Source organism: Streptomyces sp. NPDC048623, from assembly GCF_040650755.1.
Taxonomy (GTDB): domain Bacteria; phylum Actinomycetota; class Actinomycetes; order Streptomycetales; family Streptomycetaceae; genus Streptomyces.
The window spans coordinates 309,380-321,237 of the sequence record NZ_JBEZHV010000002.1; the positions used below are offsets into that span (position 1 = coordinate 309,380).

Annotated in this window: 13 protein-coding genes; 5 read left to right on the forward strand and 8 right to left on the reverse strand. The window is 73.6% G+C overall.

Annotated features, from left to right (window positions below; genetic code table 11):
- The first annotated feature begins 92 nt into the window (after positions 1-92).
- Both AB0C73_RS04440 and AB0C73_RS04445 read left to right on the forward strand, forming a co-directional pair.
- Positions 93-635, forward strand: coding sequence for a 2'-5' RNA ligase family protein (locus tag AB0C73_RS04440; RefSeq protein WP_362524424.1), 543 nt, complete (start codon positions 93-95; stop codon positions 633-635).
- Positions 632-1,042 (forward strand): DUF2809 domain-containing protein, encoded by a 411-nt coding sequence (locus AB0C73_RS04445; protein WP_362524426.1) that lies wholly within the window; start codon positions 632-634, stop codon positions 1,040-1,042. Before AB0C73_RS04440 ends, AB0C73_RS04445 begins: the two co-directional genes overlap by 4 nt.
- Here the strand turns inward: AB0C73_RS04445 and def are convergent.
- The 8 genes from def to AB0C73_RS04485 form a co-directional block, all read right to left on the reverse strand.
- Positions 1,018-1,668 carry a peptide deformylase gene (def, locus tag AB0C73_RS04450; RefSeq protein ID WP_362524428.1) on the reverse strand — a complete coding sequence of 217 codons (651 nt, stop codon included), beginning with the start codon at positions 1,666-1,668 and terminating at the stop codon, positions 1,018-1,020. The genes AB0C73_RS04445 and def overlap by 25 nt on opposite strands.
- A gap of 72 nt (positions 1,669-1,740) precedes the next feature.
- Positions 1,741-2,721, reverse strand: coding sequence for a hypothetical protein (locus tag AB0C73_RS04455; protein WP_362524429.1), 981 nt, complete (start codon positions 2,719-2,721; stop codon positions 1,741-1,743).
- A gap of 79 nt (positions 2,722-2,800) precedes the next feature.
- Entirely contained in the window at positions 2,801-4,075 is a 1,275-nt protein-coding gene (locus tag AB0C73_RS04460) for an HD domain-containing protein (protein ID WP_362524431.1), read from the reverse strand.
- On the reverse strand, positions 4,072-5,724 hold the full coding sequence (locus AB0C73_RS04465) for an HD-GYP domain-containing protein (protein WP_362524434.1): 1,653 nt from the start codon (positions 5,722-5,724) through the stop codon (positions 4,072-4,074). Before AB0C73_RS04465 ends, AB0C73_RS04460 begins: the two co-directional genes overlap by 4 nt.
- Before the next feature lie 173 nt (positions 5,725-5,897).
- Complete coding sequence (gene rsrA / locus AB0C73_RS04470; RefSeq protein ID WP_362524436.1) at positions 5,898-6,218, reverse strand: mycothiol system anti-sigma-R factor; 321 nt, start codon at positions 6,216-6,218, stop codon at positions 5,898-5,900.
- Positions 6,215-6,871 (reverse strand): sigma-70 family RNA polymerase sigma factor, encoded by a 657-nt coding sequence (locus AB0C73_RS04475; protein ID WP_362524736.1) that lies wholly within the window; start codon positions 6,869-6,871, stop codon positions 6,215-6,217. The genes rsrA and AB0C73_RS04475 overlap by 4 nt, the downstream gene beginning before the upstream one ends.
- 231 nt (positions 6,872-7,102) lie before the next feature.
- Positions 7,103-7,759: an alpha/beta family hydrolase gene (locus AB0C73_RS04480; protein WP_362524439.1), complete on the reverse strand. Its 657-nt coding sequence runs from the start codon at positions 7,757-7,759 to the stop codon at positions 7,103-7,105.
- Between the two features lie 51 nt (positions 7,760-7,810).
- Positions 7,811-8,626 carry an SOS response-associated peptidase gene (locus AB0C73_RS04485; protein ID WP_362524442.1) on the reverse strand — a complete coding sequence of 272 codons (816 nt, stop codon included), beginning with the start codon at positions 8,624-8,626 and terminating at the stop codon, positions 7,811-7,813.
- Positions 8,627-8,713: 87 nt separating this feature from the next.
- On the opposite strand from AB0C73_RS04485, the gene AB0C73_RS04490 reads away from it, so the two are divergent.
- Genes AB0C73_RS04490 through rsgA form a run of 3 tightly spaced genes read left to right on the forward strand, consistent with a single transcriptional unit; the run spans position 8,714 to position 11,777 of the window.
- A complete protein-coding gene (locus AB0C73_RS04490; RefSeq protein ID WP_362524737.1) occupies positions 8,714-9,400 on the forward strand; it encodes a M50 family metallopeptidase in 687 nt (228 codons plus the stop codon).
- 31 nt (positions 9,401-9,431) lie between these two features.
- Positions 9,432-10,763, forward strand: coding sequence for a 3-phosphoshikimate 1-carboxyvinyltransferase (gene aroA / locus AB0C73_RS04495; RefSeq protein WP_362524445.1), 1,332 nt, complete (start codon positions 9,432-9,434; stop codon positions 10,761-10,763).
- Positions 10,764-10,766: 3 nt separating this feature from the next.
- Complete coding sequence (gene rsgA, locus AB0C73_RS04500; RefSeq protein WP_362524448.1) at positions 10,767-11,777, forward strand: ribosome small subunit-dependent GTPase A; 1,011 nt, start codon at positions 10,767-10,769, stop codon at positions 11,775-11,777.
- Positions 11,778-11,858 lie beyond the last annotated feature (81 nt).

An 11,858-nucleotide genomic window follows, 5' to 3' on the forward strand; every position in this document is an offset into this window, starting at 1 on the left:
CGCTGCTCCGACAGCTGTGTCGACGTGGGCTGCCCCCGACTGCGTGCCGGGGGCGGCCCACGGTGGCATCGGAGCTGACACCATGCGGTGTCATGGCAGACGACAACACCAGTGGGTTCCAGGCGGGCCAGACGGGACTCATCGTCCGGGTCCCGGAAGCGGAAGCATCCGTGCGCGGGTGGCGTGAGCGGTTCGACCCCTCGGCCCGGGCCGGGGTTCCGGCCCACGTCACCGTGCTCTTTCCGTTCCTCGACGAGAGCCGAATAGACGGGCTCGTCCACTCCGCGCTCGCGGACGTACTGGGCCGCCATCGGGCATTCGACCTGCGGTTCGAGCGATGCGGACGGTTGCCGGGAGTGCTCCATCTCGTCCCCGAGCCCGGCACGCCGTTGCGGCAGCTCACGGAGGCGATCGCCGATCGTTGGCCCGAGGCTCCGCCGTACGGCGGCCGATTCGCCGAGATCATCCCGCACCTGACCGTCGCTCAAGGTCAGGAAGACGCCGTCCTGGAGGAGATCGAGGCCGATCTCGCCGACAGGCTCCCGTTCACCTCCCGCGTCTCGTCGGTCGAACTCATCGTCCACGACGGCACGAAGTGGCAGGAACGGGCGTCGTTCGCGCTCGGAGAGTCATGAGGATGTTCCTGCGCACGCGGCTGGTGGCGTGCTGTGCCGCACTGCTCACCGTCGCCGCGGGCCTGGGGATCAGGTCCGCGGCGTCGGGCGTGGTCGCCAAGTACGCGGGGGACGCGCTCTACACGATCCTGGTCCTGACCGTGGTGGTGTCTGTCGCGCCCCGGGTGCGGCCGGGCGTGGCGGCGGGGGTCGCGCTCGGGGTCAGCTGCGGCGTGGAGCTGTTCCAGCTGACCGGGGTGCCGGCGGAGCTTGCCGCGCGCAGTGCGCTCGCGCGGCTCGTGCTCGGGACGACGTTCAATGGGCCGGACCTGTTCTGGTACGCGATCGGCGCGGCGGTCGGCTGGGCCGTCCACCGCGCCGTGGGTGCGCGCAGGGGCAGGGGTCAGGCGTTGGGGACGATCTCGTAGCGCGGGGTGCCCTCTTCCATCTGGCGCAGGGCGTCCTTGCGGTCCCGCTTCGACAGCTTGTCGATGTAGAGGAAGCCGTAGAGGTGGTCCGTCTCGTGCTGGAGGCAGCGGGCGAAGTAGCCGGTGCCGCGGACCTTGATCGGGTTGCCCTTCAGGTCCTGGCCGGTGACCTCGGCGTAGTCCGGGCGGGCGAGCTCGGCGTACGCGGTGGGGACGGACAGGCAGCCCTCGTTGGAGTCGTCGAGGTGGCGCTGGTCGGCCGGCAGGTCGACGAGGACCGGGTTGATGACGTGGCCGACGTGGCGCTTGCCCTCGTCGTCCATGCAGTCGTAGACGAAGACCTTGAGGTCCACGCCGATCTGGTTGGCGGCGAGGCCGACGCCCTCGGCCGTGCGCTGGCTGGTGAACATGTCGTCGATGAGCGTGGCCAGCTCGTCGTCGAACTCGGTGACGTCCTTGCACTCCCGGTGGAGCACGGGGTTGCCGACGACCGTGATGGGCCGCGAGGTGCCGCGCTCGCGGTGGGCGGTCTCGCGCTCCTCCGCGTCCTCGGTGTCGACGATGAAGCCCTCGTCGTCCACGGCGTACACGCCCGTCTGCTCCTGCTCAGTGCCCTGCTGCGACATGTCCGCCGTACGCCTTCTTCCTGAGATCCGAGGGATCCGTCATAGATGCGGGGTACAGCCTACGGGCAGCGGTCAGCAGACTTCTTCCAGATCACGCCATTCCCGGCTGTCCGGGCTGTCCGCCACCCAGCCGTCGAGCAGCCCGCGGACCAGGCCCGCGGGGGCGGCGATGCCGCACTCGCGCTCGGGCACCCACAGCTCGCCGGGTGAGCGGTGGCCCAGTGGGCCGGGGTGGCCGGGCTCGCTGTGGTCGTGCGGGTCGAGGTGCTCGCCCTCGCCCTCGGCGCTGGGCATGGTCGACTCGGAGCAGGCGCGGCAGAGCAGCCGTACGGAGGACGACCAGTCCTCAGCGGCGAAGCCCGCGTCGGCGGCCAGCTGCTCCAGGGCGTCGCGGTCGGCCTCGGTCGCGGCCTCCAGGAGGACCACCCAGGTGGGGACCGGCGAGGGCGCCCACAGCTCGATCTCGTCGAAGACGGGGTAGGAGGGGCCGGCGCTGGTGGTGCGCTCGCCGTTGGGCACGCCGTCGTGCAGGACGACCTCGCCCCAGCGCCGCCCCGACGAGGGCAGCGGGATGGACAGGACCTCGATCCGGGCCGGGTCGAGGCGGCGGCCCCACACGACCTCGGCCTCGCCCTCCGGGGAGAGCCGCACGGCCGCGCTGCCCAGCTCCATGCCGGCCGGCTCGCCGGTGCCGGCGGCGGCCCCGGGCACCCTCAGTCCGTAGGCCTGCCAGGCGCGGCGGGCCAGCGGCCAGTCCTGGAGGGCGGTGGCGGCGATGCCGACGTTCCACCAGTCGGGGGCGCCGGACTCCTTGTCGAGCAGGGCGACGGCCCGCAGGCCGGCGGCGCGGGCCTGCTCCCAGTCGTGCCGGAACTTGTGCAGCAGGGCCAGGTTGAACCAGGACTCGGAGAGCCACGGCTCCAGATCGGCCGCGCGCGTGAGCAGCGCGCCCGCGTCCTCGTACCGGCCGTCGCCGATCAGCGTGAACGCGCGGTCGGTGGCCTGCCGCCACGAGGCGGAGGGCCGATGCCGTACCTTCCCGAAGATCCTCACGATTCCCGCCTGCCGGTCGCTACACCCTCTTGTTCGCATCCAACCATGCCCGGTCGGACGCGCGCTCATTACCCATGGGTTACCCCGGAGGAGCTGGGGCGACGCCGCCTCGCGCGAGAACGCGGGCGAGGGACTCGACGACGTCCGGGTGGTGATCGCGGGCGGTGCCGAGCCGAAGGCGTTCGAGGGCGCCGAGGCCGCCGTCCGCACCGGTGCCGGCCAGGTCGTCGTAGGCGTTGACGGTGCGCACGATCCGGGCGGGCAGGGGCTGCTCGCGGTACGGGTCGGCCTGCTGCTCGACGATCCGGGCGACGGCCTCGGGGACCCCGGTCTGGCGCACGACGGCGGCGCCGAGCAGGGCGATCCGGCGCTGTTCCTCGGGGGACAGCGGGGCGGTGGCGCCGCCGGCGACCGGGTCGACGAGTGAGAGCTGTCCGATGTCGTGCATGAGCGCCGCGTATTCGAGGACGGTCAGCTCCGCCCCGGACAGGCCGAGCTCGCGGCCCACCGCCCGGCTGAGCACGGCGACCCGGCGGGCGTGGCCGGGCGGGGTGCAGCCGGCGATCTCGGTGGCGCGGGCGAGCGAGGCGATGGTCTGCCGGTTGGTGGTGCGGACGGCGGCGTAACGGCGCAGGGAGACCTGGGTGAGCAGCAGCGGTACGGCGAAGACGGGCAGCGCCCACAGGCCGGCGACGGCGACGCCGAGGGCCATCACGGCGCCGGTGGCGCCCACGGCGGAGCCGATGCCGAGCAGGGCGCGCAGCTCGTCGCGGAGCAGCGGGCCGAAGGGGTGGCCGCGGCGGGCGCGGCGCAGCAGGGCGGCGAGGACGGCGTCGCAGAGGGCGGTGAGGAGCAGCAGGAGGAGCAGGAAGAGGGCGTACGGCGGGCCCTCGCCGATCCGGGCGGTGACGATGCCCGCGTTGTAGAGGGGCTGGAAGCAGAGGGCGGCGAAGGCGACGGTGAGGACCCGGCGGGCGAGCTGGTCGGGGTCGGGGCCGCGGCCCTGGGCGACGTGCGGCACGATCCCGGCAAGGCCGGCGGCGACGACCACGGCGACGGTCTGGAGGACGCCGTGGGTGGTGGGCCGGCCGCCGCTCTGGCCGAGCAGGGCGTACGCGAGCGCGCCGGCGGCGGCGAGCGGTGCGGGCTCCCTCTCGCCGCGCCGGGCGCCCCAGCGGGTCAGCTCGCCGAAGGCGATGAGGACGCCGAAGGCGAGGGCGTTGCCGGGTTCGTCGAGGCCGTACCAGAGGGTGGAGCCCAGGCCGGCGAGGGTGAGCAGCAGGGCGGCGCCGTGGATCAGGCCGACCGGGCCGACCGGGCCGACGAGGCCGACGGTGGCGCGGCCGGTGCTCACGCGGGCTCCTGGAGCGGTGCGGGCGCGGGCGCCGGGGCGGCGGGGCCCTGCGGCGGGCCGCCCGGCGCGCGGCTCGTGGCCGTGGCGCGGCCGTCCGCACCGGCGGCCGGGGCCGGGCCGGGCGCGGGCGCGGGGACTTGGGCGGGCATGGACGCGGAGGCGGGGATGGATTCGGCGGGGGCCGCGGCAGCGGGCGCCTGCGGCACGCTGCCCGGCACGCCGATCGTGGCCGTGGCGCGGCCGTCCGCACCGGCGGCCGGGGCCGTCGCCGGCGCCGGGCCCGGAGTGCGCGGGGTGGGGACGGCCGGCTCGTCGGCGGTGACCTCGGGCTGCCAGCCGTGCCGGTCCAGGGCGCGGACGAGCGCCTCGACCATCCGCGGGTCGAAGTGGCTGCCGGCGCACCGCTCCAGCTCGGCGAGGGCCGTCCCGACCGGCCGGGCGCGACTGTAGGAGCGGGTGGAGGTCATGGCGTCGAAGGCGTCGGCGACGGCGACCACGCGCGCGTACTCGGGGATCTCGTCCCCCTTGAGGCCGTACGGGTAGCCGGAACCGTCCATGCGTTCGTGGTGGTGGAGGATCGCCGTGCGGGCCTCGCCGAGGAAGCCGATGCCGCGCACCATCTCGTGCCCGTACTCGGGGTGCAGCTCGATGATCCGGCGTTCCTCGGGGGTGAGCGGGCCGTCCTTGCGGAGCACCCGGGTGGGTACGCCGAGCTTGCCGACGTCGTGCAGGATGCCGGCGAACCGCACGACCTCCAGGCGCGGTTCCGGCATGCCGAGTTCACGGGCGATCAGGACGGAGGCGTGGCCGACGCGTTCGCTGTGGCCGCGGGTGTAGCGGTCCTTGATGTCGACGGCCTGGACCAGGGCGCGGATGGTGGCCTGGTGGGCGGCGCGCTCACGGTGGTACTGGGCGAAGCCCCAGCAGGACAGGTACATGGGCAGCAGCGCGAACAGCGCGGCGACCGGCCCGTATCCGCTGCGCCAGAGCACCGCGGTCATCAGTCCGGCGAGGCCGTGCACGGCGTGCGGGGCGAGCGCCCGGCCGAGCAGTCCGCGCCAGGCGGTGTGCGGGGGCAGTTGTTCGGCGGTGGCGCGGATGCCGCCGTCGAGGGCGGTGAGGACCAGGCAGAAGGTGAGCGCGGTCGCCCCGGCGGGGAGCAGGACGTACGGAAAGTCGGGGGTACGCGGCCCGAGGCCGAGGGCTTCGGGGCAGCGCAGCGCTTGGCCGACGGCGGCCGCGGCCCCGACGGCGAGGGCGAGTTCGGCGGCCCGCCAGGCCCGGCGCAGCACGGCGGGCGGCCGGTCGACACGGGTGAGCAGCGCGCCGGGCAGGGCGGTGAGCGCGGCAGCGGCGGGCGGAAGCAGCAGCGCGGCGGCGATGAGGACGGGGAAGAAGGAGCCGGTGCCGAGGGGTGCCGGTCCGCCGTCGCGGCCGCCGAAAAGGCCGCGGTAGCCGCGGAAGAGGCGGCAGCGGGCGGGCAGTTCGCACAGCGGGTGGAGCGCGGCGAGCAGCAGCACGGTCGGCCAGGGGGTGCCGGCCCCGGGGCGTAACGCGGGCAGGACGACCGCGGCGGCGGCGAAAAGCGCGCAGCCGACATAGCCGCGTGCCGCGAGCGGGACGCCCTTGCCCCGCGGAATGACCTTCACGCCGGTCACGCTAGCGAGTCGGGGCGGCGGCGACCGGCGGCCGGGAACGATTCGCACCATCGGGTGATACAAACCGATCAGCCGACGGACACACCGCTCACACGTACGCCGGAGGCCGGGCGCGGCAATGATCCATGCGCGCCCGGCCTCCCGGGTAAGTGTGCGGACAGGCCCTACTGCTCCTGCGGGGCCGCCGGCGCGGGCGCGGCGTCCTGGGCGTCCTGCTCGGGGAGCAGATGGCCCTCGCGGATCAGCTCGATCCGGCCCATCACCTTGGCCCGCAGATCGATCGGCACGTCGTCACTGCCGCAGCAGCGCTTGACCAGTTTCTTCACGGCCTGCTCGAGCCCGTACTTCTCCAGGCACGGGGAGCACTCCTCGAAGTGCACCTCGAACTTGGTGCAGTCGTTGTCCGGCATCTCCCGGTCGAGAAACTCGTAGAGATGGTCCAGGATCTCCGAACAGTCCGTCTCGTGCGGCTCTCCGCAGCTCATGAGCCCGAGCCTTTCAGATCGTGCGACGACTCTCCGGCGCCCGCGGGAACCAGCCCGCGGTCGCGGGCGTAGTCCTCGAGCATGCCGCGCAGCTGGCGGCGGCCCCGGTGCAGTCGGGACATCACCGTGCCGATGGGTGTACCCATGATGTCCGCGATCTCCTTGTACGCAAAGCCCTCCACGTCCGCGAGATAGACGGCGATGCGGAACTCCTCGGGGATCGCCTGCAGCGCTTCCTTCACGTCGGAGTCCGGCAGGTGGTCGAGGGCCTGGGACTCGGCGGAGCGCAGGCCGGTCGACATGTGCGACTCGGCGCGGGCGAGCTGCCAGTCCTCGATCTCCTCGGCGGCCGAACGCTGGGGCTCACGCTGCTTCTTGCGGTACGAGTTGATGAAGGTGTTGGTGAGGATGCGGTACAGCCACGCCTTGAGGTTGGTGCCCTCACGGAACTGGTGGAAGGAGCCGTACGCCTTCGCGTAGGTCTCCTGCACGAGGTCCTCCGCGTCCGCGGCGTTGCGCGTCATGCGGAGTGCGGCCGAGTACATCTGGTCGAGGTAGCCGAGGGCGTCCCGCTCGAAGCGCGCGTTGCGCTCCTCGGTCGTCTCCTCGGGGCCGTCGTCGGTCCCTGTGTCGGTCCCAGTGACCGGACCCACCTCCTCCAGCGCTGCGGCGAATCCGAACGCGGACCCGCTCGCTTCGGAGGATAGACGAGGAACCGCTCCGCCCGCCGCCCGAACTGGGGCGGCCTTGGGCCCGGGCAGCACTGTCCAGTCGAGGTCAGCGGCCTGCGGGCGCTCACGGCAGATGGCAGAACCCATGCGACGGACTCCCTCTTCCTTTTGCTCCAAGCACCGATGTCCGTCACAACAGCACCGCCCCGCCCGTCATTCCCGGCCCGTGCGAGGCGGTCGGCCCAGTGACGCGAGCCACTGGGTGACGGCGCTCACGACGGTGTCCAGGGCCTCGTCCTGGGTGATCGGGGCGCGCTTGGGTACGGCGAAGCCGTGGTCGGCGTACGGCACCTCGGCGAGGGTGTGGTCGCCGGCCGGGAACTCGGCGGGCTTCCCGAAGGGGTCGTTGCCGCCCTGCACGACGAGGGTCGGCACGCCCGCGCCGAGGAGTTCGTCAGCTCGGGAGCGCTCCGGCCTGCCCGGGGGGTGCAGCGGGAAGCTCAGCGCGAGGACGGCGCTCGCGCCGAGTTCGCGGGCGGTGCGGCAGGCGACCCGGGCGCCGGCGCTGCGTCCGCCGGCGATCACCGGCAGGCCGGGGGCGGCGAGCGCGGGCCACAGGCCGCGCCAGCCGGTGTCGAGGGTCTTCGGCGCGGGGGCCAGCTTCTTGCCGGCCACCCGCCAGGGCTGTTCGACCAGGGCCACGGTGACGCCCTCGGCCGGCAGCGCGGCGGCCAGGGCCACGAGGTCGCGGGCCTCGATGCCACCGCCGGCACCGTGGCTCACGGCGAGCACGGTCCACGGCTTCTTCGCCGCGTGCCAGGTGATCCGGGCGTCCCCGGCGTCGGTCGGAACGATCTCGCTCTTCGTCACGCCCCCATCCTCTCGCGCGAAGACCAAGGAGAGGTTTAAGAGGGGCAGGTCTCAGAAGAGCGTGGCGACCTCCGGTGCGGCCAGCTCCGTCAGCAGTTCGGGTCCGTTGTTGCGCACGTTGCTGACCGCCGTCGGCACCGGGTAGGCCCGCATCAGGCCCTCCGGCGGCGGGGCGAGCAGCCCCCGCAGCTCGTCGAGGCCCGTGCGGGCCGGGTCGAGCCAGGCGTCCCAGCGGTCGGGGGTGAGCATCAGCGGCATCCGGGGGTGGATGTCGGCGAGCGAGCGCGGGCCCTCGGCCGGGGCGACGCCCAGGGGTCCGGTCTCGGCCTCCGTGGTGACCACCGAGCAGGTCACCCACCAGGCCAGCGGGTCCTCGTCGGGCAGGGTCCGGTCGCGCCAGAACTCGTAGAGCCCGGCCATCGCGAAGACCGAGCCGTCGGCGGGGGTCACGAAGTACGGCTGCTTGCGGGGCCGCTTCTTCTTCCCCTCGACCTCCAGGTCCCGCTCCTCGGAGCCGGTCACCCACTCGTAATATCCGTCGGCCGGCAGGATGCAGCGGCGCTGCGCGAAGGCCCGCTTGAAGGAGGGCTTCTCGTGGAGGGTCTCCGCGCGGGCGTTGATCATCCGGGCGGCGCCCTCCGGGTTCTTGGCCCAGGACGGCACCAGGCCCCACTTCAGGACCCGCATCTGGCGAACCGGGCGCCGGGATTCCGCGTCTTTCAGAGGACGCTCCAGGATCGCGTAGACCTCCTTGGTCGGGGCCACGTTCCAGTCGGGGGCCAGGGTCTCCTCGGGCTCCCACTTCTCGACCTCGAAGACGTCCACCAGGTCCTCGGGGCGCCTGCTCGCCGCATACCGTCCGCACATACGTGCCACACTGCCACGATCCCGCCCCCGACCGAGGAGCCCGTACACGAAATGTCAGAAGTCCTCGGCATGGCGGACGTGCTCGGCATGGCGGACGTCCTCGGCACCCAGAGCGCGCCCGAGCAGTGGATCGTGATCGTCACGGCGGTCGCCGCGCTCGCCGCCGTCCTGCCCCGCCCCCTGTGGCGCCTGTCCCGCAACGCCATCACCATTGCGCACGAGGGCGGCCACGGCCTCATCGCGCTGCTCAGCGGCCGCCGGCTCCAGTCGATCCGGCTGCACTCGGACACGAGCGGCCTCACCGTCTCGCGCGGCCGCCCCACCGGCCTCGGCATGATCCTCACGGCCGCCGCCGGTTACACCGCCGCGCCGCTGCTCGGCCTCGGCGGCGCCGCGCTGCTCTCCACGCACCACATCACCCTGCTGCTCTGGCTGGCCACGGCGCTGCTCGTGGCGCTGCTGCTGATGGTGCGCAACGCGTACGGGATCTTCACGGTGCTGCTCACCGGCGGCGTGTTCCTCCTGGTGTCCTGGTTCACCGGCCCGGACGTGCAGTCCGTGTTCGCGTACGCGGTGGTGTGGTTCCTGCTGCTCGGCGGGGTGCGCCCGGCCTTCGAGCTCCAGGCCAAGCGGCGGCACGAGGGCGCCGGCGACTCCGACGCGGACCAGCTCGGCCGCCTCACCCACGTACCGCCCGTGCTGTGGCTGCTGTTCTTCCACGCGGTCTCGATCTGCTCCCTGATCGGCGGCGGACGCTGGCTGCTCGGCGTGTAGCGGGCGCTGTTCACCCCCGTAAAGTGAGGGCATGACCGACAGCACCGCGTCCACCACCGATCCGCTCACCGGCCTGTGGCCCGCCCCGTACGCGGGCGGCGCCGTCGACGCCACCGTCACCGTGCCCGGATCCAAGTCGGTCACCAACCGCGCCCTGGTGCTCGCGGCCCTGGCCGCGGAGCCGGGCTGGGTGCGGCGCCCGCTGCGCTCGCGCGACACCGTGCTCATGGCGGAGGCGCTGCGCACCCTGGGCGTGAAGATCGACGAGGGCGTGGGCCCGGACGGCACCGGCGAGGCCTGGCGGATCATCCCGGCCGGGCTGCGCGGCCCGGCGACCGTGGACGTCGGCAACGCCGGCACGGTCATGCGCTTCCTTCCGCCGGTCGCGGCCCTCGCCGACGGCCCGGTCCGCTTCGACGGCGACCCGCGCTCCCACGAGCGCCCGCTGCACGGCGTCATCGACGCGCTGCGCGCGCTCGGCGCCCGGATCGACGACGACGGGCGCGGCGCGCTGCCGATGACCGTGCACGGCGGCGGCGGTCTGGAGGGCGGGGTCGTGGAGATCGACGCCTCGTCCTCGTCCCAGTTCGTCAGCGCCCTGCTGCTCTCCGGCGCGCGCTTCAACCAGGGCGTGGAGGTACGGCACGTGGGCGGCCGGCTGCCCTCGCTGCCGCACATCCGGATGACCGTCGACATGCTGCGCGCGGTCGGCGCCCAGGTCGACGAGCCGGAGCACGGCGGCCGCCCCGACGTGTGGCGGGTCGCCCCGTCCGCTCTGCTCGGGCGCGATCTGGTGGTGGAGCCGGACCTGTCGAACGCCCAGCCGTTCCTGGCCGCGGCCCTGGTCACCGGCGGCCGGGTCACGGTGCCGGACTGGCCGGCCAGGACCACCCAGCCCGGTGACGCGCTGCGGGAGATCTTCACCCGGATGGGTGGCTCCTGCGAGCTGACGGACCGGGGGCTGACCTTCACCGGCACCGGCCGGATCCGCGGCATCGACGTCGACCTCGGCGAGGTCGGCGAACTGACCCCGGGCATCGCGGCGGTCGCCGCGCTCGCCGACTCCCCGTCCACCCTGCGCGGCGTCGCGCATCTGCGGCTGCACGAGACCGACCGGCTCGCGGCCCTGACCCGGGAGATCAACGGGCTCGGCGGCGACGTCACGGAGACCGAGGACGGCCTGCACATCCGCCCGCGCCCGCTGCGCGGCGGCGTCTTCCACACGTACCACGACCACCGGATGGCGACCGCGGGCGCGATCGTCGGCCTGGCCGTCGAGGGTGTGGAGATCGAGAACGTGCGGACGACGGAGAAGACCTTGCCCGACTTCCCGAGGATGTGGACCGAAATGCTCGGAGTCTGAGCCATGCGGCGTTACGGCAAGCACACCGACGCGGACGACATCCGCCAGCGGCCCAACCCCAAGGGCAGCCGCCCCCGGACCAACATCCGCCCCAAGCACGAGGACGCCGTCGAGGGCATGGTCCTCACCGTCGACCGGGGCCGGCTGACCTGTCTGGTCGACGACCGGGCCGTGGTCGCGATGAAGGCCCGCGAGCTGGGCCGCAAGGCCGCCGTGGTCGGCGACCGGGTCTCGCTCGTCGGCGACCTGTCCGGCGAGAAGGACACCCTGGCCCGGATCGTGCGGATCGGCGAGCGCAGCTCGGTGCTCCGCCGCACGGCCGACGACGACGATCCGTACGAGCGCGTGGTCGTCGCCAACGCCGACCAGCTGGCCATAGTCACCGCGCTCGCCGACCCCGAGCCGCGCCCGCGCCTGATCGACCGCTGCCTGGTGGCGGCGTACGACGGCGGGCTCGACCCGTTCCTGGTGCTCACCAAGTCGGACCTGGCGCCGCCGTCGACGCTCCTGGAGCTGTACGGCGACCTGGACATCCCGTACGTGGTGGTCAACCGCGAGGAGCTGTACGACGGCGGGGCGGCGGACCGGGTGCGCGAGTACCTGGGCGACCGGGTCACCGCGTTCGTGGGGCACTCCGGCGTGGGCAAGACCACCCTGGTGAACGCGCTGGTGCCGGAGGAGCGGCGGCGGCTCACCGGGCATGTGAACGCGGTGACCGGCCGCGGCCGGCACACCACGACCTCGGCGCTCGCGCTGCCGCTCGACAAGGTCGACGGCTGGGTCATCGACACCCCGGGCGTGCGCTCCTTCGGCCTGCACCATGTCGATCCGTCCCGGGTCATCCACGCCTTCCCCGACCTGGAGCCGGGCACCGAGGAGTGCCCGCGCGCGTGCAGCCACGACGAGCCGGACTGCGCGCTCGACGCCTGGGTGGCCGAGGGCCACGCGGACCCGGCCCGGCTCTACTCGCTGCGCCGGCTGCTCGCGACGCGGGAGCGGCGCGAAGGCGACTGACCGCGCGCGTTTGCGAACCGGCGCGAACGGTAAGTGCATAATCGCACCAAGTGATCCATACGGGCGGCCCCGCGGGGTGGA

Bases quoted from the DNA above. Each gene is read 5' to 3' on its own strand.
- rsgA (WP_362524448.1), top strand. From the start codon at position 10,767: ATGCGGCGTTACGGCAAGCACACCGACGCGGACGACATCCGCCAGCGG.
- aroA (WP_362524445.1), top strand. From the start codon at position 9,432: ATGACCGACAGCACCGCGTCCACCACCGATCCGCTCACCGGCCTGTGG.
- AB0C73_RS04445 (WP_362524426.1), top strand. From the start codon at position 632: ATGAGGATGTTCCTGCGCACGCGGCTGGTGGCGTGCTGTGCCGCACTG.
- AB0C73_RS04440 (WP_362524424.1), top strand. From the start codon at position 93: ATGGCAGACGACAACACCAGTGGGTTCCAGGCGGGCCAGACGGGACTC.
- AB0C73_RS04490 (WP_362524737.1), top strand. From the start codon at position 8,714: ATGGCGGACGTCCTCGGCACCCAGAGCGCGCCCGAGCAGTGGATCGTG.
- rsrA (WP_362524436.1), bottom strand. From the start codon at position 6,218: ATGAGCTGCGGAGAGCCGCACGAGACGGACTGTTCGGAGATCCTGGAC.
- AB0C73_RS04485 (WP_362524442.1), bottom strand. From the start codon at position 8,626: ATGTGCGGACGGTATGCGGCGAGCAGGCGCCCCGAGGACCTGGTGGAC.
- def (WP_362524428.1), bottom strand. From the start codon at position 1,668: ATGTCGCAGCAGGGCACTGAGCAGGAGCAGACGGGCGTGTACGCCGTG.